General features: G+C 44.5%; 19 protein-coding genes. 8 read left to right on the top strand and 11 right to left on the bottom strand.

Annotated features, from left to right (window positions below; all coding sequences use genetic code 11):
• Positions 1-528 precede the first annotated feature (528 nt).
• Together QUA27_RS21560 and aat are read right to left on the bottom strand one after the other, a co-directional pair.
• Positions 529-1,941: a HEAT repeat domain-containing protein gene (locus QUA27_RS21560; protein WP_333070334.1), complete on the bottom strand. Its 1,413-nt coding sequence runs from the start codon at positions 1,939-1,941 to the stop codon at positions 529-531.
• Positions 1,942-2,010: 69 nt separating this feature from the next.
• On the bottom strand, positions 2,011-2,607 hold the full coding sequence (gene aat / locus QUA27_RS21555; protein ID WP_445251533.1) for a leucyl/phenylalanyl-tRNA--protein transferase: 597 nt from the start codon (positions 2,605-2,607) through the stop codon (positions 2,011-2,013).
• 46 nt (positions 2,608-2,653) lie between these two features.
• On the opposite strand from aat, the gene QUA27_RS21550 reads away from it, so the two are divergent.
• Complete coding sequence (locus QUA27_RS21550) at positions 2,654-2,983, top strand: DUF8822 family protein (protein ID WP_332980099.1); 330 nt, start codon at positions 2,654-2,656, stop codon at positions 2,981-2,983.
• A 125-nt stretch (positions 2,984-3,108) separates the two neighbouring features.
• On the opposite strand, the gene rpsN is transcribed toward QUA27_RS21550, so the two are convergent.
• The 3 genes from rpsN to rseP form a co-directional block, all read right to left on the bottom strand.
• On the bottom strand, positions 3,109-3,411 hold the full coding sequence (gene rpsN / locus QUA27_RS21545; RefSeq protein ID WP_333055623.1) for a 30S ribosomal protein S14: 303 nt from the start codon (positions 3,409-3,411) through the stop codon (positions 3,109-3,111).
• 260 nt (positions 3,412-3,671) lie between these two features.
• Positions 3,672-4,337: an endonuclease III gene (gene nth, locus QUA27_RS21540; protein WP_333070331.1), complete on the bottom strand. Its 666-nt coding sequence runs from the start codon at positions 4,335-4,337 to the stop codon at positions 3,672-3,674.
• A gap of 177 nt (positions 4,338-4,514) precedes the next feature.
• Complete coding sequence (rseP, locus tag QUA27_RS21535; protein WP_333070330.1) at positions 4,515-5,615, bottom strand: RIP metalloprotease RseP; 1,101 nt, start codon at positions 5,613-5,615, stop codon at positions 4,515-4,517.
• Positions 5,616-5,856: 241 nt separating this feature from the next.
• On the opposite strand from rseP, the gene QUA27_RS21530 reads away from it, so the two are divergent.
• From QUA27_RS21530 to QUA27_RS21500, 7 genes are all read left to right on the top strand, one after another.
• On the top strand, positions 5,857-6,534 hold the full coding sequence (locus QUA27_RS21530; RefSeq protein WP_333070328.1) for an ATP-dependent Zn protease: 678 nt from the start codon (positions 5,857-5,859) through the stop codon (positions 6,532-6,534).
• A 110-nt stretch (positions 6,535-6,644) separates the two neighbouring features.
• On the top strand, positions 6,645-7,199 hold the full coding sequence (locus QUA27_RS21525; RefSeq protein WP_333070327.1) for a hypothetical protein: 555 nt from the start codon (positions 6,645-6,647) through the stop codon (positions 7,197-7,199).
• 56 nt (positions 7,200-7,255) lie between these two features.
• A complete protein-coding gene (locus QUA27_RS21520; protein WP_333070326.1) occupies positions 7,256-7,813 on the top strand; it encodes a Uma2 family endonuclease in 558 nt (185 codons plus the stop codon).
• 212 nt (positions 7,814-8,025) lie between these two features.
• Positions 8,026-9,456 carry an MFS transporter gene (locus QUA27_RS21515; RefSeq protein WP_333070324.1) on the top strand — a complete coding sequence of 477 codons (1,431 nt, stop codon included), beginning with the start codon at positions 8,026-8,028 and terminating at the stop codon, positions 9,454-9,456.
• A gap of 560 nt (positions 9,457-10,016) precedes the next feature.
• Complete coding sequence (locus QUA27_RS21510; protein ID WP_333070323.1) at positions 10,017-10,160, top strand: hypothetical protein; 144 nt, start codon at positions 10,017-10,019, stop codon at positions 10,158-10,160.
• 331 nt (positions 10,161-10,491) lie between these two features.
• Positions 10,492-12,849 (top strand): GumC family protein, encoded by a 2,358-nt coding sequence (locus QUA27_RS21505; protein ID WP_333070322.1) that lies wholly within the window; start codon positions 10,492-10,494, stop codon positions 12,847-12,849.
• A 28-nt stretch (positions 12,850-12,877) separates the two neighbouring features.
• On the top strand, positions 12,878-13,129 hold the full coding sequence (locus QUA27_RS21500) for a hypothetical protein (RefSeq protein WP_333070320.1): 252 nt from the start codon (positions 12,878-12,880) through the stop codon (positions 13,127-13,129).
• A 160-nt stretch (positions 13,130-13,289) separates the two neighbouring features.
• On the opposite strand, the gene QUA27_RS21495 is transcribed toward QUA27_RS21500, so the two are convergent.
• The 6 genes from QUA27_RS21495 to QUA27_RS21470 form a co-directional block, all read right to left on the bottom strand.
• Positions 13,290-13,814 carry a pentapeptide repeat-containing protein gene (locus QUA27_RS21495; protein ID WP_333070317.1) on the bottom strand — a complete coding sequence of 175 codons (525 nt, stop codon included), beginning with the start codon at positions 13,812-13,814 and terminating at the stop codon, positions 13,290-13,292.
• Between the two features lie 20 nt (positions 13,815-13,834).
• On the bottom strand, positions 13,835-15,184 hold the full coding sequence (locus QUA27_RS21490; RefSeq protein ID WP_333070315.1) for an LCP family protein: 1,350 nt from the start codon (positions 15,182-15,184) through the stop codon (positions 13,835-13,837).
• A 14-nt stretch (positions 15,185-15,198) separates the two neighbouring features.
• A complete protein-coding gene (locus QUA27_RS21485; protein ID WP_333070313.1) occupies positions 15,199-15,546 on the bottom strand; it encodes a DUF6717 family protein in 348 nt (115 codons plus the stop codon).
• Positions 15,547-15,972: 426 nt separating this feature from the next.
• Positions 15,973-17,148 carry an aminotransferase class V-fold PLP-dependent enzyme gene (locus QUA27_RS21480; RefSeq protein WP_333070312.1) on the bottom strand — a complete coding sequence of 392 codons (1,176 nt, stop codon included), beginning with the start codon at positions 17,146-17,148 and terminating at the stop codon, positions 15,973-15,975.
• A gap of 56 nt (positions 17,149-17,204) precedes the next feature.
• A complete protein-coding gene (locus tag QUA27_RS21475) occupies positions 17,205-17,810 on the bottom strand; it encodes a molybdenum cofactor guanylyltransferase (RefSeq protein ID WP_333070311.1) in 606 nt (201 codons plus the stop codon).
• Between the two features lie 137 nt (positions 17,811-17,947).
• The gene (locus QUA27_RS21470) at positions 17,948-19,012 is read right to left on the bottom strand and encodes an anthranilate phosphoribosyltransferase family protein (RefSeq protein WP_333070309.1); all 1,065 of its coding nucleotides are present in this window, start codon (positions 19,010-19,012) and stop codon (positions 17,948-17,950) included.
• Positions 19,013-19,072: the final 60 nt, after the last annotated feature.

Raw genomic sequence — 19,072 nt, 5'->3', positions numbered from 1 at the left:
ATATTGTAGTATATGTAATTTTAGCTGGGGACGATCGACCAAATATCCCGGTTCGCGCTGAAAAGAATAAGACTTACGCACGGGTGGTCAGAAACCGGGTTTTTACCAGCATACTTCGTTACAGTCGGCCAAACCGCAAAAAACCCGGTTTCTTTGGTCTTGATGCGTAAGTCCTAAAAGCATAAATAACCCCAATTCCCTGAAACCAGATTTCTACGATCGACCGGGTTTCTTAGCATTTATTCCGGCTTAAATGCTATCTGGAGCGCATAGCAATGTACCTTTTAATTTGTCATCGGGTGGGGGCGGGTTTACGAGATTATGGGTTTTCGGCAATTATTGTTGGTGAAACCCGCCCCTACATCGATATTGTTCAACCCGCAATTTATCATTGGTAATTGATAATTTTGTCGGGGCTGGTTTTACCAACAATCTATGTTTAAAACCCATAATATCATAAACCCGCCCCCACCCAAAGACAAGTCCCTAAAATTATAAAAAATGGCGACCTGCGATCGAATATATCGCTCATTGGCGTTCTAATTCTGCCAATTTTTTCTGGGCAAAGTTGCGGAGTTTTTGGTCGCGATCGTTCTGAGCGCGATCGCGCACAAGTTCTAAAGTTTGAGGGCGATCGGGATATAACTCAATCATAGCTGCAAGAGCTGTTTGCCGGGGATTATCTTGCCAATCATACTTGCGATCGAAGGGATTATGGATAGCAACCTCGCACAATAATTCAAATATTCCAGGCTCATTTTTCCACCCCCGTGCTAATTCTTGGACTGCTGCTTGTCGCACAGCCCAATGATCGTCTGATTGAGCGCGTTGTTTGAGGATAGGTAAGGTTTCCGGGTCATCTTTCCACCCCCGTGCTAATTCTTCTACTGCTGAACGTCGCACATCCGAATCATCGTCTGATTGAGCCAGTTGTTTGAGCCAAGGTAAGGTTTCCGGGTCATCTTTCCACCCCCGTGCTAATTCTTGTACTGCTGCTTTTCGCACATCTTCATTATCATCATATTGAGCCAGTTGTTGGACGATAAGTAAGGTTTCCGGGTCATATTTCCACCCCTGTGCTAATTCTTGAACTGCTGCACGTCGCACATCCGAATTATAGTAAAATTGAGTGCATTGTTTGAGCCAAGGTAAGGTTTCCGGGTCATCTTTCCACCCCCGTGCTAATTCTTGAACTCCTGCTTCTCGCACATCCCAATTATCGTCTGATTGAGTGCGTTGTTTGAGCCAAGGTAAGGTTTCCGGGTCATCTTTCCACCCCCGTGCTAATTCTTGTACTGCTGCTTCTCGCACAGCCCAATCATCATCAGATTGAGCCCGTTGTTTGAGGATAGGTAAGGTTTCCGGGTCATCTTTCCACCCCCGTGCTAATTCTTGAACTGCTGCTTCTCGCACAGCCCAATCATCATCAGATTGAGCCCTTTGTTTGAGCCAAGGTAAGGTTTCCGGGTCATCTTTCCAAGTTGCTGCAATTGCTGCTACTGCTTGTCGGCGAATTTCATAAACTAGGTTGTCATCTTCTTGATGTGCTGGTACTGCTTGTCTGCGAATTTCCCAAACTAGGTTGTCATCTTCTTGAGGTGTAGAAGCACTGCTATTTTCGTATTTAGTTAACTCTTTGACTCGCTCGCGCAACTTACTAGCAATAGCAGCGATATCATTTCTATTCTTGACTTCGGAAACACACTCCGCCGCCAAAAATAGATTGCTAAACTTTTCTGCTTCCCCATTTTCACCAATCAGGTATTCCAGGACTTCATCGGTAAATTTAGCATCCACCATTCCTGCCATTAAACCTAACACTTCATGCCAAGACTCATCTCGCCAGTGTTCCCGGTAAACTTGAATCAAGTCATCTAATTCAATCGTTTTTTGTTTTTCAAATTCCCGAAAAAACTCCCAAGCATAAAGAGATAATATCATATCCGGTTAATTCTCCATAATAAAAGTGGTTGGCAGTCGCAAAATTGAGTCCTGATTAGCTCAAAGCTTTCAAAATAGCGAGCAGCGGCGCTTCAAAGCTGCTTGCAAAAGAGTGTTGTACAGTTTTTCTTTAACAGTATAAGCGCCGAATCTTTCCAAGTGCGGATTGTTCATTTGAGCGTCGAAAAGTAGATAAGATCGATCGCGCAATCTCTCCACCAACTTCACCATCGCCACCTTAGAACCTTCGGGAATTCGGTAAAACATCGACTCCCCAATAAACGCACCGCCGATCGACAATCCTAAAATACCGCCCGCCAATTCGTCCCCGCACCAAGTCTCGAAGCTGTAAGCCCAACCGGCCTCATACAAAGCCCAGTAAATCTTCTTGAGTTCCCTAGAAATCCAAGTAGTTTCGCGATCGGCACAACCCTCAACCACCGCCCCAAAATCGCGGTTCACAGCCACCGAAAATCGATTTTGATTGATTTGGCGACGCAGGGATTTCGGATAGGTAAATCTTTCATCCAGGGGAATCAGCGCCCGCTGCCGGCTCGAATACCACCCCAAACTCTCCTCCCCGTCATTTGCCATCAAGAAATAGCCTTGCGCGTATCCTTGTATAATTGTCGGTATATCATATTGCATATATTTATCAGTTGTCATTTCTCAGTTAACTTTTCAAAGTCAACATTAGCAATTAGGAATAATCATGTCTGAAATCATCGAACCTATTACCTTACCGCCCGCCAAAAACCCCGAACAAGAAGGCCAATGGCTTCAACAAACGCTGCTGGCATGGCTAGACTCCGAGTTTATCCCAGAAGCAGCCAACCAGCAAATAGCTAAAAGAGCTGCCCAAATCTATGTCCGCCAGCGCATGGAAGGCGAAAATGACGTGGGCAGCCTCGTAATTGCGATCGTCACCGAAATGCAGGCCTATGATTTTTCTAAAAGCTTCTACGGCGAATTTGCGATCGCCAATGCCGTCAGCGACTTGTTACTCGAAAGTCTCGGCATCGATAAATGCTGTGGTCAGTGAAGCAAGAAGGAGAAAAATTTAACTCATAAGTCTGAAACAAAAATCAACCCCAAACCTAATCCTGCCGATTAATTGTGAGTTTTTTTCTTCTTTCTTCCTTCTTCCTTCTTCCTTCTTTCTTCGTACTACCAGCTAGACTTCACAACACCGGGCAAAAGACCTTCGTGAGCCATTTCTCGCATCATGTTGCGAGACAGTCCGAAGTCACGATAGTAACCTCTGGGCCGTCCAGTTGCCCAGCAGCGGTTCCGCAAGCGAGTCCGCGAACTGCTGCGGGGTAGCTGTTGCAGTTGGCGGTGAATCGCCATTTTGTCCATCTGATTGGTAGCTTGGTCAAACTGGTCTTTCAGGTCTTCCCGCTTGTCGGCGTACTTGTCTACGAGTCGCTGGCGCTTTTTCTCGCGCTCGACCATGCTCTTCTTAGCCATAATCTGTTGATATCCTTAGATAAATCACAATCTACTATTTTACTATATTTTGGTGATTTCGGATCTCTTTTATTTGAATTATTTCTTTTGTTAACAAGATTTTTAGCAACAGGCAAGATGCCTGTTCCACAATAACTCAACATTTTTGTGGTACAGGCATCTTGCCTGTACTTAACCTTGGTGCAACACCAAACTATTAGCAAAAGAGTACAAATCTGCAATAACTCAACATTTTTGTGGTACACGCATCTTGCCTGTACTTAACCTTGGCGCAACACCAAACTATTAGCAGAAGGGCACAAATCTGCAAGTTCGCAAATATTGCAAGCCGGATTTCTCGCATTACAAACTGCCCTGCCGTGATAAACCAACCGAATCGACCAATTTTCCCAATCCGGCTGCGGCAACAATATCATCAAATCCCGCTCGATCCTTGTAGGATCGCTATGTTCGGTCAATCCCAACCGCTGAGTCAAACGTTTTACGTGAGTGTCTACCGTCACGCCCATATTAATACCAAAAGCGTGAGCGAGAACGACATTAGCTGTTTTGCGGGCAACTCCGGGCAATTCTAGCAGCAGTTCCATCCGCTGCGGCACTTGATTGTTAAATTTATTGACGATCGCCTGACAAGCACCTTTAATATTTTTAGACTTATTGCGGTAGAAACCAGTCGATCGCACGAGACTTTCGAGTTCTTCTATATCAGCATTTGCCAAAGCAACCGCATCGGGAAAACGCTCAAACAAAGCCGGCGTTACCAGATTTACGCGATCGTCCGTACACTGAGCCGAGAGAATCGTCGCCACCAGCAACTGCACCGGAGTTTCGTAGTTGAGAGTACAAGGAGCTTCTGGATACAGGCGTTTGAGGCGAATCAGAATTTCGAGCGATCTTTGTTTTAAACTTAACTTATTTCGAGTCATTAATGTAAATCAAGGGCTGGCACTGTACATCTTACCCATTGGGAAAACTGCACACATAATCTAAATGTAGGGTGCGCAGTGCGCACCTTACCCATTGGGTAAATACGAGAATAAAAAAGGCGGAGAATTAGAAAAAATTAATACTTTTAAATTTTCCCCAATTCCCAATTCCTTAATTTACTGTTGCCGAAAATTGCCCATCAAATCGAACCCAGCCAAATTAGCTGTATCCCGAATAATCAAGAAAATTCCCAAACCCAGCAACAACACCAAACCAGTCTGCATAACATTTTCCTGAATACGGTTCGGTAAAGGTTTACCCCGCAGTCCTTCGATTAACAAAAAAGCTAGCTGGCCGCCGTCCAAAGCAGGTAAAGGCAAGATATTAATCACAGCCAAATTCACGCTAATTAACACGGCATACTGAAACAAACTCGCAGCATCCGATTTAGCAATCCCTGCACCAATCGCCACAATCGCCACCGGCCCGGACAACTTGTCGGCAGTTTGGCTGAAATTGCTAAGTAACTGCCCGAAACCTTGAACCGTCAGCAGCACAATTCGCTCAAATTCTTTGGCGGCCTTGCTAAACGCCTCTACAATTCCTGCCCTCTGCCGCACTACAGTGCCGTTAGAAGTTAGCTGCACGCCAATGCGACCTTTGCCGTCGGGGGACTGTTCGGGAGTGACTGTCACCACAAATTTTTGTTCTTGGCGCTGAATTTCCAACGCTAGGGGTTGGTTGGGATGATCTTGGATTTCAGTGACCAATAATTTGATTGCTTCGCGGGAAGCGCCCAATTCCTTGCCGTCAACAGACAGAACAACGTCGCCCGATCGAATTCCCGCTTGTTTCGCCGCCGAACTGACTTCTGCGGCGACTTCCGGGACTTTAACTCCCGGTAGGTAGTTCATTTCTGCCGCGCCGACAGTGCTCAATTGCACCACCAGCAGGAAATAAGCAAAAATTAAGTTGGCAATTACCCCTGCACTAATGACGATCGCCCGATCGAGCACGGGGCGATTTTTGAGCAAATTCGGGTCATTTGGGGGAATTGTACTGTCTGGATCGTCGTCCGGGAAACCCACGAAACCTCCCAGGGGAAAGGCGCGGAGGGCGTATTCAGTTTCCGGGCCTTGGTACTTCCAGAGGATGGGCCCGAAACCGATGGAGAAGCGGTTGACGTGGATGTGTTGAAGTCTCGCCGCCAGGAAGTGGCCGAGTTCGTGAACGACAATCAAGATACCTAAAACTGCGATCGCTGCCAAAACTGACATGAAGGATTCCACTAACACTTTTACTTGACTTTGATTTATTTTAATATCTTTTTAATATCGGTGGCTTCGGAGCAGCAATTTTCAGTCAAACTGGAAGGTGGAGTTTTTGTCGGAAGGCGGGACCACTGCGATCGACCCGACGCTGCCAAACCGAGCGCGCGATCGTACCTGAGTTTACCTCTAAAACCAATTCCCTATTACAAATTACCCATTACCAATTCTCACTTACCGATTCCCAATTATGAAAGACACTTCTTTGAATATTATCGCTATTTCTATCTTTGCCATCACTATTTCAATATTGTTGGGCCCCCTATTCAACTTGCCAGAAGCCGTACCTGCGATCGCCACTTTTTGCCTGTTGGGGCTAGCCACTCTTGACAGTTTCCAGTGGCAAGGTCAAGGCGGGACTATTTTATTAGATTGGCTGGGGGGAACTTCCAAACAAAAGCGCGATCGTATCCTTCACCACGAAGCCGGACACTTCCTAGTCGCGTACCTGTTAGGAATTCCCGTAACCAGCTACGCCCTCAACGCTTGGGAAGCATTTAAACAAGGTCAAACAGCCCAAGGTGGCGTCCGATTTGAAGACGAACAATTAGCATCTCAACTCCAAAGTGGCACTCTTTCCGCCCAACTTTTAGACCAATACTGCGCCGTATGGATGGCCGGAATAGTCGCCGAAAAATTTGTTTACGGCAGCGCACAAGGAGGAGCAGAAGATCGCACAAAAATTAGTGCAATTTTAACACAACTGCGCCGTCCAAGTTCCGAGATTCAACTCAAACAAAACTGGGGTTTGCTGCGAGCAAAAAACCTGATTGAAAGCCACAAATCCGCTTACGAAGCCCTAGTAGCAGCAATGGAAGAAAGAGCAACGGTTGCCGAATGCTGCGACATAATCCAGCAAAATTTATAGGATAAAAAAATTACGCACTCTTGCCTTATAAACCCGGTTTCTCTGTATTTTTATCAAAAAACCTTCCGTATAAACCGAGTTTAAGAGCGTATTATAGGGATTAAAAATTTATGTCAGAACCAAAAACTTTCCCAACAACACTGCAAACAGCGAACCCAAATACAGAAAAATTGTTGTGGCTGTTCGGTTTCCGGATCGACCCCAGCACCGAAATACCAAATCTATATACTCTCATTGTCTATGGAGAACAAGAGCCACCCTTAGTAGCCGGCGGTCAACTTGTATTTTTTACCCGTCCCGAACTAGCGATTAACGCTCTCCAATTGTGCAATATCGATGTCAGCGAACTGGGAAAGCCACCCACACAAATAGACGCTATTTGCGACATTGCAGAAACGCTGTACTTGCTCGATGCCGAAGATTTTGACGAGTCAGCTACTATCCTCAACTGTTTGAACGCGCTTTTCGATTTAGTGAAAGCTACTTTAATACCGATGCCAACTGAATACAAGCGCATACTTTATGATTTTGCAGACCATTTGAATATTGAGGAAGAGTTTGCAAGTTTTTTAGACGCAGAAGATATTCAGCGATCGGAAATTGTTAATGCTATTTTGTGGTGTGTGGGAGCAATTACAGCTAAATCTAGATTGCTGACCAATTAATTTAATAACTAGAATGTGAATCGATAATAGATAATATCGCCAAAGGAAATTGTGCCATGACTGTAACAGATTTACGCTTTTGGACTGTAGAGGAATATCGCCGCATGACCGAAACAGGCATTCTCAATCCCGATGAACGAGTCGAATTAATAGACGGGCAAATTATCTCAATAAGTGCAAAAAATTCTCCCCACGCAGCAACTAATCTCTGTGCCGCCGACTATCTAAGAAATCTGCTGGCAAGACTTGCTTTAATTCGCATTCAAGACCCGATCGCTCTAAGTTATAATTCAGAACCAGAACCGGATATTGCTGTAGTGCAAATTGACCCTCGGCTGTACCAAGATTTTCATCCCGCACCAGACAATATTTTCTTATTAATAGAAATAGCTGACACGACTTTAGAAACAGACCGCAAGCGGAAAGCACCGGCTTATGCTAAGGCGGGAATTACTGATTATTGGATACTTGATGTTAACACGCTGCAAGTTTATGTTTTTCGCGAACCGGGCGAGGCAAACTACCTACAAGAAACAGTATTTAATGAAGATGATGTTTTGTCAATGCTGGCATTTCCAGAAATAGAAGTTCAGATTTCGCAACTTTTTCCTTAAGTAGGGGCAGGTTTTACTAAGAATAATTGCCTAAGACCAATAATCTCGTAAACCTGCCCCCACCAACCTATGAATTACCAATTATCAATTACCAATTACCAAATCTTCAAGCTTGTCCCGATCGCTACAAAAAACTTAGTATTAGGGCGTAGCGCGAGTTATACTCCTACTGGAAAGACTGTGACTGCCAAAAAATCCCGAAATCAAAGTTTATGAGCAACATTTCCCCGCCTCAACCAGCCGCCGACAACCCCGGAAGACCAAAACTCAGCCTCTCGACAAAATTAGCTTACGGTGCAGGCGATCTCGGCCCGGCAATTACCGCTAATGTTTTGGCATTTTACCTGTTAGTTTTCTTTACCAATGTTGCTGGTTTACCTGCTGGCTTAGCCAGCAATATTTTGGTGATAGGCAAGGTTTGGGATGCCATAAACGACCCGATTGTGGGGGTTTTGAGCGATCGCACTTCTCACCCTTGGGGTCGCCGATATCCTTGGATCGTATATGGTGGCATTCCCTTCGGCATATTCTTCTTATTGCAGTGGATTGTACCTAGCACGGATCACACAGTGTTATTTTGGTACTATGTTGCGATCAGCATTTTGTTCAACACCGCCTACACGGCTGTCAATCTTCCCTACACTGCCCTGACTCCAGAACTTACTCAAGACTACAACGAACGCACTAGCCTTAATAGTTTTCGATTTGCTTTCTCCATTGGCGGCAGCATCTTTTCATTAATCTTAGCTCTAATTATCTTTGCTGTATTTGACAAAAACCCGAATCAACAATATTTAGTCTTAGGTGCAATCTCTGCAGTTATCTCTGTCTTACCTTTGTACTGGTGCGTTTTGGGAACTCGCAAGCACGTCGCAGCTCAACTACTAGAAAACGCAGAACTCGATAATTCTACATCCTTGCCACTGAAAGAACAGTTGCAGATTGCATTTAGCAATCGCCCTTTTTTGTACGTAATTGGAATTTATCTTTTTTCTTGGCTGGGAGTGCAGTTGACTGCTACTATTATTCCCTACTTTGTTGTTAACTGGATGCAACAGCCACAGTACGTTTTTAGCTTGGTTGCGATCGCAGTTCAAGGCACTGCATTAATCATGCTATTTGTTTGGAGTAAAGTCAGCGAGAGATACGGCAAAAAAGCCGTATATTTTATGGGCATGAGTTTGTGGATTATTGCCCAAGCTGGACTGTTTTTCCTCCAACCAGGACAAGTATTGCAGATGTACCTATTAGCAGTCATGGCAGGTGTCGGAGTTTCCACGGCTTATCTAATACCTTGGTCGATGATACCGGACGTGATCGAACTCGACGAACTGCAAACAGGAGAAAGACGCGAAGGCGTTTTCTATTCGTTTATGGTACTGCTGCAAAAAATCGGATTGGCAGTGGGTTTGTGGTTGGTAGGCCAAGCATTAGAAAGAGCTGGATTTCTCTCTACCGTTCCCGGACAGCCGGCACCCGTACAGCCAGATTCTGCACTCTTTGCCATTCGAGTTGCGATCGGACCGCTGCCCACAATTGCTTTAATAGCTGGCATGATTCTCACATATTTTTATCCCATAACCCGCGAAGTTCATGCAGAAATTTTGTTGAAACTTCGAGAAAGAAAAGCACAAAAGCAGTAAGCGCTAATAAAAAGTAGTTGGTAATTAGTAAAATCAAAAAACAACAACTACCAATAGCTAACCCTAGCGAGATCAATAGCAATCCTCCCATGCGGTGCGAACTCTTTTTTTTCTTTAACAATGTGTCATCTTCTTATTGCATCGGTTAATAAAAAAACCTGTTGCGCGTTTACCGAAAGGATTGCTATAACTTGCTCGGAGGGCGAATAAAAGCGATAGTTTTAGTAATAGCCCCCGAACCCAAAAACCTAGTTTTTATACTAAAAAGCATAAATAGCGCAGCACCATCCGCCCCGGTAGAAAAACCGACAATGCTTGAGTTGTTAGAGATGTCGATCGATCTTGAAAAAACAAATTATTAAATTTTATGTCGGTCGCACACTATTGAGAGTAGTGTGTGATATAAGAAGGACGATGAGTAAGCCGATCAACTTCAACAGTCACCCAGCTACTCAAAAAGTTTATAATTAAGAGAAGAGACAGATTTTTCTCGGAAATTGATTCGATTAGTTGCCGTTCCAAAAATTTGCTGAATGTTACTAATTATATCTACATAGAAAATGTCAAACGTTTTAGCCTGTCAGTTAAGGAGTAAGTTAACATATGCTTCTGCCGTTGACTGCGAACCGAAAAATGGCATAGAAGAAAAACCAATACCAGCACAAGCGGCGGCTGAGGTGTTACGGTCAATTGTAAAAGTTTAGTAAAGTTATTGAGCTCCCTGTCGCGAAGCTGAGCGACACCTGAAAAAGTTGGCTTCCTCGCCCGTAAACCCTAAATACAAGCACAACGCAGCAGACTCAAATGCAGTCTGATATAACTATCCAGCAGTTGTAAAAGAACTTTTGCCGCGGGCATAGCATAGGGATTTAGTTATTTTTGTATACTATGTGAAAAGAGTGAGAACTATTAGAAGGAAGTGGGCTCGACCAACCAATAATTTCGTGTGATATCCTTAAGCCAATGCTCAAAGTATCAACCCGAAGGCTCGCAGAAGAAAGCTGATTTTACCCACACAATATCCAAGAGGTCAACATGGAAAGAGAACAGGACGCTCATATCGTACCCATTAGCAACCAGAGCCGACAGGTGCAGCAATTTTCCGTTGAGGAGGGAGAAGAGTTAAGCGCGCAGCCTCAGAAAGGATTGAATGTAAAACCGTTGTTGAGGACTTTTCAGCGACAAGCCCTCATCATTATTGGGATTATAGGTCTAGTGGGCGCTGGAGCTGTTTATCAGATCAAGGGAGGCAAGAAAACATATCAAGGCGATTTTCGGATGCTAGTGGAACCCGTGACAACGGAGGCAAGAATTGCTGACCCCGCTGCTCTCGCCAATCGCAGCGAGGGGGGAGGAGTACCTAATCGAGATTTTTTTAGTTTGGACTACGCAACTCAACTTGAAATTCTCAAGAGTCCTCAGATGCTTTCTGCTATTGCAAAACAAGTCCAAAAACGATATCCAAAAGTTACAGAAAAAATTCTTGAAAAAGAATTAATTGTTTTGCGGATGGGAGAAGATCAGATGACGCTCACTAAAATTTTGCAAGTTCGCTTCATGGGGGATGACCCTAAATTAATTGAGTTCGTTTTACAAGAAACTAAAAAGAAATATTTAAAGTACAGTCTTGATGAACGCAAGACTCGGATTGGTGAAGGTGTTAAATTTATTGAAGACCAGCTTCCGGGACTCAATAAGCGCGTAAACGACCTGAAATCGGAGTTACAGGTGATACAGCAGCAGCAAAAGATTACCGATCCTAAAGAACAAGGCGCACAATTAATCGAGCAAGTTCGGGCAGTAGAAACTTTAGAGTTAGAAACTCAAAGGCTACTGCAAGAACAAAAAACGCTGTACGCTAACTTGCAAAAACAACTAGATTTTACACCAAATGAAGCTATTGCCGCTTCAGCTTTAAGCGAAGAACCTCAATATAAAGAGTTGCTGACCAAGGTTAAGGAAGTAGAAGGTCAGATTGCTGTAGAAACAGCTCGTTTTAAATCGGCTAACCCTATAGTGGAAGCTTTAGAGCGCAAGCGGGCAAATTTAGTAGCTTTGCTCAACCAGCAAACTGATAGAATTTTGGGGCAAAACTTAGTAGGCACCCAAGCTAATTCTAAAGTTCAGAATTTTCAAAATTCTATTCGCATAGGCTTGATTAAACAATTGGTGGATACTGCTAACCAAGTTGAAGTCTTAGAAGCTCGCCTTCAAGCAATCACCCAAACTAAAAATAATTTAAACCGACAAGCAACAGAATTCCCCACCATAGCCCGCCGCTACAACGAACTGCAACAGCAATTAGAAGTAGCCGCCCGCACCCGCGATCAACTTTTAAGTCAGCGGGAAACTCTGCGCGTCCAAGCAGCTCAAAGCCAAGTACCTTGGGAAATAATTTCTGAACCAGGCATACCGCGAGATGAGAAGGGCAACCTGATTACAGTTGCCTCGAAAGCTAAAAACAAATTAATGATGGCAGTTGTTGGAGCGCTAGTTTTGGGTCTGGGAGCTGCTATCCTTATTGAAAAGTTCCGCAATATTTTCTACTGTGCTGATGACGTTAAAGATGCGGTTGAAGCACCTTTATTGGGAGCAATTCCTCTGGACAAAAATGCTAGAAAATTGCCGCCTTCTATTGCTAATGCCTATGCTTATCTGGAAGGAAAAGAGGGTAATAAGAAAAATGCTGCGGAATTTATAGAAGCTTTTGACTCTCTTTATACTAATATCCGCTTTCTTTCTTCCAATCGAACGATTAGCTCTTTGGCAGTTGGTTCGGCTACAATTGGCGAAGGAAAATCTACCGTTGCTTTAAACTTAGCTCACGTGGCAGCGCTGGCGGGTCAGCGAGTGCTGTTAGTAGACGCGAATTTGCATTCGCCCAGCGTGCACTTGCTGTTGGAACTGCCTAATGTCAAGGGATTGAGCAACTTGCTCGACCATAAAAACGAACCCAATGAAATTATCCAACGATCGCATCTAACAGATAATCTTTTTGTATTAACTGCTGGTCTCCCTGGTCCTGGTACTGCCCGACGGCTGGCATCATCTGGAATGCAGTATTTAATGGAAGAACTTCAGGCAAAATTTGACTTAGTTATCTACGATACGCCGTCGCTGGTTGACAGTAAAGATACGAATTTTTTAGCTGCGCGCACAGATGGCATATTGATGGTTGTAGCAATTAAGCAGGTTCCCTTTTCCGTAGTTCAAAAAGTTTTCAGTCAATTAGAAAATTTTGGCATACCATGCTTGGGTACAGTTGCAAATCATGCCCCTAAACGCAAGAAGTATCCAGCATCTAGAGCCTCAGTTGTTGAAGATAAAAATGAATATTTGAATTTGCCACCAGCATCGTCTCGTATCCGCAAACTAGCTCATAAAAAAGAGTGATACCCCACAAAGCTGAGGGAGAATCTCAATGAAAGCACCCAAGGTAGGAATTGGGAGCAGGAGACAGGAGCCAGTAGGAAAGACTCAGAAAGAAGGAGTCAGAACAAGTGTTTTTACAAATATGAGATGCTCCCCCAACGATTATCTGCTGCCAACGCGCACCCGTTGGGGAGTTCAAAGTCTGCTGCTGGGCTTGGGGCGCCGCGAGACTTTTCGGTACACGATCGCAGGTGGTGATGCACTGGTTTTGAGCCATCCTACCAGCAATGATTGCATTTGACCACCCCAGCCGCGCTGACAAATCCATAAAACATCTCGTTTTTCTCTTTATTCAGCAAGCTCTATCTAGGGTGTGCACTGCGCACTTTACCGCGATAAAAGTAACCGCTATAAGTAGCGCGTAAAACCCATTTTTGTGTAATTCATGTAAGTGTCAATATTTAGGGACATCCCAAACTTTCGCGGGTAGGAACTCCCGTCACGGGATTGACACCATCTGCTTTTTCGCACAGGATAGTTACTTGATAAGCGTCGATAATCGCGTCAGTAAAATCTGCGCCAGAAATTGCAGCATCAAAAAACCGAGTTCGAGTCATAATTGCCTCGGAAAAATTAGCATTCGTCAAATTAGCGCCGTCGAATGTAACTCTATCTGCCAAAGCACCGGAGAGGTTAGCACCTGATAAGTTGGCATTTAGTAAAACTCCCTTAGTCAAAATGGCATTAGTTAAATCAGCACCTTGAAAATTTGTTCCCCGCATTTCCGCAGCGACAAATGTTCCCCCCGCTAAATTCGAGTTGGAAAAATCGCGATCGGACAAATTAATATTTGTGTAATTAATATTTGTTTTCGGCAGGGCAAATGCCGGAGTAGCACTCAGCAGCACCCACCCCAAAGCCAACACTAAACTTACAAACAGGCTCAGGAAAATTCTGAAAACACTTTTCACAGATATTGTACTCATGGTAATTGACTCATGACTAATTAAAATCGCTTTACCCAATCTTCGCCAACGCGAAGTGTCAAGTCAGAATTGATTTCACCCGTAGAAGATGCTTCAATTTTACCGCCTCCTAATTCTTTTTGCAGTAAATTAGCTGCCTCTAAATCGCCTTGCTGAACAATAATTTGACTTTGACGCTCCTTCTGGGGCGAATCCTGCACTACAGATACATTAAAAAAGCCCTTTTTTGTGAGAAATTCACCAACGTTTTTTGCAGTTGTCGGTTTGCTAGAAGCGTTTTGGACAGATATTTTGAGGTTTTTGGGCAAAACAGACTCGGTTGGGTTGCGAACTCGTCCTTGTGCAAAATCCGGCACACTCTGGTTGAAATATTGTGTCATAATGCGCTCCAGCCCCATCGCATCTACAATCCAATAACTCCTCAAATCGGATTGTTCTGAACTAGAACTTCCAGGCAACATTACCATTTTCAAATTCTCTCGATCCAATTGCAAACCAAAATTTGCCAGCGTCAATATTTCCTCATAATTTAGGTTTGTATCCACATATTTTTGCATCAATCGCACAATTTGTGGCAAGCGCACCAATACTGATGGACTTGTGAGGCGGTTCCGAATAGCTTGAATTAAAGATTGCTGGCGCTGAATGCGACCAATATCTCCTAAACCATCGTTGCGAAATCGAGCAAATTGTTCTGCTTGTTCTCCGTTGAGAGTTTGCCATCCCTGGGCTAAGTTTATTTTTAACTTTTGGGCGCTATCTGTATACGACATGGCGCGAGGTACAAATACCTCAATTCCACCCACTAAATCGACTAATTCCCGAAACGCATTGCTGCTGACTCGCACGTATCGTTCTATTTTCGTATTGTTCAGCATACTGCTAACCAATCGCGTCGCCAAAGCTGCTCCTCCTCTAGCATTGGCTTCGCCAATTTTGCTGAAGCGAATTCCGGGAACTTCGACTTTAGTATCTCGCGGAACAGAAAGCAAACTAATAGATTTATCTCTAGGATCGAGGTGAAATAAGAGTATTGTATCGCTGCGGCCCTCAAAAATCTTAGGGCCATTTGCTGCAGCTTCCGGCACCGCGTCAATTCCCAATATCAAGATATTAACTGACCGCGACAGGCGATATCCAGAGCGGTTAGAGGATAGATAGTCAAAGCCAGTCGCCTCTAATACTCTATTTATAATTGGAGGTTCCACGGGAGCTAACAGGGCAGTAATTGCCCCCATTGTGGCCGAGATGGCGGCGGTGAAGACTAGGAAAAATAGCCCCACTATATACAGGAAGAATTTAGGCTTTTTTCGAGAGGTTTGATCGACTGGTGTAACAAAGTCTCTTTTAAAAATTGACAAGTTTTTCATTGACTTGCTGTTGGTTATTGCAGTTTTTCAGCTTTGCAGTAAAACTTGGGCGGTGCTTCTGGAAAGTATTTGAACATAGCCGGACACAGCCAGCCGTCGAGATTTTTGGATTCCCACCGATACCAGTTACCGCCGTATTCTGCTTTCAACCACAGCATTTCTGCTTGATATCCGGGAAATGGATTGGCTGAAAATAAAAGTCGGAAACCTTGAGCGGCATTGGGAATGTCTGCGACGAGCGCGTTAATCATTTCCGGGACGCCCTGAACAAATGGTTCTCGCACAAGTCCGACTCGCTCGTCGTCAAAAACCCAGGTGTACTGTTCGCGATAGGGGTAAATTACCATCATGGCATTGGACATGGTATTTTCCTCTTTTCCTTTCCTTTGTTTTGTCTGCGAAAATGCAAATGTTGATACATTATATTGTGTTGCGCGGAAGTTGGGCGCTATCCGATTTGACAACCCTGTTTTAACTTAAGAAATTTCGCGGGCTATTTACAAACTTTATTGGGCTTGGGCGGATTGGAGAAATCTAGGGCTATGGGGCTTGAGAGCAGTTTTTTTAATTTTTTATAAGCTGAGGTAAATGGTAACAAATTAAAAAAGTGTTAAAAATTATTACTTGCCGAATTTTCCCCTCTAATTGTGCCTTGTTTGATAACAATTATTATGTTGGTAGTAAGGACTAATACTCTGTATTCACTAAAAGTATGAAAACTTCATCCTAACTAGAAACCTATAACTGTTCGTAGCTGGGTGTTATGTTTGTTTTCGGGAAGCTTCAGCTCAAATTTTCGTCAGCTCAACCAGCGCCTTAGCTAAATATTGATACTGTGGCAAAGTATTGTACAACTGAGCCGAAATCCTCACCAACTGCTTGCTAGCATCCGGCCAAGGAATCACCGGGACTTCTATTTTAAAAATCTCCCACAGTGCCTCTTGCAAAGGCGGAATTCCTCCCTTTGCAACCACATCAGACTGAGAGTCTACCAGTTGCACAACCGCCATCGAACCCACCATTTCATCAGGACAAGGCAGTGGCACATCTAACTTGTCTGCCAATATTTTTCTCCCCGCCAAGGCTAAAGCATGATTTTTTGCCCTCAATTCCGGCCAGCCGCCGCTCAACAAAGAACCCATAAAATCAATAGCTACAGGCACGCACAAATAGGGACTGGGATCGACAGTTCCCATCCAATCAAATTCTAATTGAAAGCGCGATTTATCAGCGCGGGGCGAGTTAGCACCGTGACTGATCGTAGTTGGGCGAATGGCATTTTGCTTGTCGCGCCGCACGTATAAAAAGCCCGCACCTTTCGGCGCGCACAGCCATTTGTGGCAATTTCCGGTATAGTAAGCCGCGCCAATTTCATCTAAATTCAGCGCTACCATTCCCGGCGCGTGAGCTCCGTCTACTAATACATCGACGCCACGGTTAGCTAACTCGCCGACTAATTGTTTGATGGGAAATATTAAACCTGTTTGGCTGACAACGTGGTCTAATAAAGCTAACTTTGTTTGCGGTGAAACGCACTTAATTATTGCTTCAATAATTTGGTCGGGTGACTCAATTGGAAAAGGGACTTCTGCTACTATTACTTTAGCGCCTGTACGCTCGGCTACAAAATTAAGTGTGTTGCGACAAGCGTTGTATTCCTGATTTGTAGTTAGCAATTCGTCGCCCGAAGAAAAACAGAGCGATCGCAAAACTGCATTTACTCCCGTCGTCGCATTGGGGACAAACGCCAAGTCATCCTCACTCGCACCAATAAATGCTGCTAACTGATTTCTTGCATTATCCAACAATGGTTCAAATTCCCGCAGTAAAAAGCGCAATGGTTCTCTTTCCAGTTGTTCTCGAAAAATGGTTTGCGCCTCGAGTACGGGAATCGGACAAGCCCCAAAAGAGCCGTGATTGAGGAAGGTTATATTGCGATCGAGCAACCAATATTCGTTAATCATTAGTAATTAATCATTAGTCAGTAGTCATTAGTCATTAGTCAGTTAACTGTCAACTGTCAACTGTCAACCATTTTACCTTTTAATTGCTCAAACTCTTCTAATGTATTGCAATTAGATAACATTACTGCTTCTCGTTCCCCTACAGGTAGAGGGATGGCGGAGATTTGATTTAACCACACTTGAAAGGAACGTCCCCCTTTGTCAATAAAACTTTGCAAACTGGGCAGAGATTGTTGGCGGTAGAAGCCACACAAAGGCTCCCAGCGCGAATTGTGATAAGGCACAACTGCTAAAGTTGATGGGGGAAATTCTGTTAACTGACTTGCCCAATTCTGAATAATCTGGGCATCCAACAAAGGCAAATCACAAGCTAACAGTAAAATCCACTCGGCGGCAATTTCTGTCAATCCCTGAGTCAATGCAACCAATGGCCCGGAGCCTGGATTGTACTCTACCAGAAATTGTGATGTTTCGGTTAAGGTCGATCGATAGCGATCGGGCCAAGCAGTCAGAACATAAACTGCTGGCTCTACAACTGCGGCAACTTCCCACACCCGCTGTAATAGGGATTTGCCCTCAATTTCCAGCAGAGCTTTATCCCTCCCCATCCGCGAACTTTGCCCACCGGCAAGCACAATTACAGCAATTTTATGGTTAGTCATTAGTCAGTAGTCAGTAGTCATCGTCAGAATTGCCCGTTTTGAACAGGCAAGATGCCTGTTCCACAATAATTATTGGAGATGTCTGGTAGTCAGTAGTCAGTACTTAACGGTTAACTGTCAACTTTCAACTGTCATTCTCAACTCAAAACGCTAACGGCTTGGCTAACTTCCTCAAGTTTTTGCACGACTTGACCGCTACTCAATAAATTTTCTGCCTCAATTAAACCCGAACTCATATCCAAACAAACTCCGCTGCGCCATAGATAAAATCCGCCGTTCCAGATAGCAGACTGCATCACTTCCGAGGGTTTTCCCAGCAACACTTCCTGCATTTGTTTGAATAACTCAGAGGCTGATTCAAAGGCCGGATTGGTGCTGCTAAAACCGTAATCTCCGTGGGCTAAAAGCAGTCGCTCGAACTCAGTGTCCGGCTTAGCAATGCCGATAATCGCAGTACGATCGCGCGGCAAATCGCAGCTTCCCTCCAACCCCTTGACAGTGGTATAATTTTTGATTCCCCGCAACTCAAAGGCTTTTTGAAACATACCTTCTGTGGGCGGGTGGACGTAGCCGGAGATGACATTAACGTCGCCGGCACAGGGACACCACATCAACTCCATTGTGGAAAAAGGTGGTCGTTTGCCAATTTCGCGGCGGTAGGGTACTAAAGCCGCTGCTTGAGGAAAATGCTTGGGAAGGTAAACAAAACCTAAACCCGTACTGTCAAAAACTTGCTGGACTTTTTCTAAACTCAGTTTTCTCCAGTCTACTCCCAAACCGCGCCAAATTTCAATCAGGGGAATGCCTTCCTTGGTGGGCATGGTATCCCCCCCGTGCATGAGGCTTGGGACGCCTGAGGCGGCTAAAATTAGGGCGGTTATTGGGCTAATTGGAGCCGTGCGCGATCGCCCGTCGTAAGCAACGCCAAACACGGCGACGGTAGAGACGGAAAACCCTTTTTCTCGGTTTGGGGGGGCAAGCACAGGCCCCAATTCTTCATAAGCATCGAGCATTCCGGCTAATTCTTCGCCGGTGGGCCGTTTAATGCGGTGGGCAATCATAAAAGCTCCGATTTGAGCCGGTGTTGCTTCCCCCAGCAGCATCATCCGCGTGGCTGCTGCTGCTTCGGAACGAGTTAAGTTTTCTCCTGTGTGTACTCCGCTGCCAATTTTTCGCAGCAATTCTCTAAATGCGTCACTCATAACTTTTGAAGTTAGTAATTGGTAGTTAGTAATTGGTAATATTTGAATCGTTTTAAATTT

Origin of the sequence: Microcoleus harperi Pol14_C6 (genome assembly GCF_036701295.1) — a bacterium.
Taxonomy (GTDB): Bacteria; Cyanobacteriota; Cyanobacteriia; order Cyanobacteriales; family Microcoleaceae; genus Microcoleus.
This window is presented reverse-complemented; position numbering and strand designations above follow the sequence as displayed.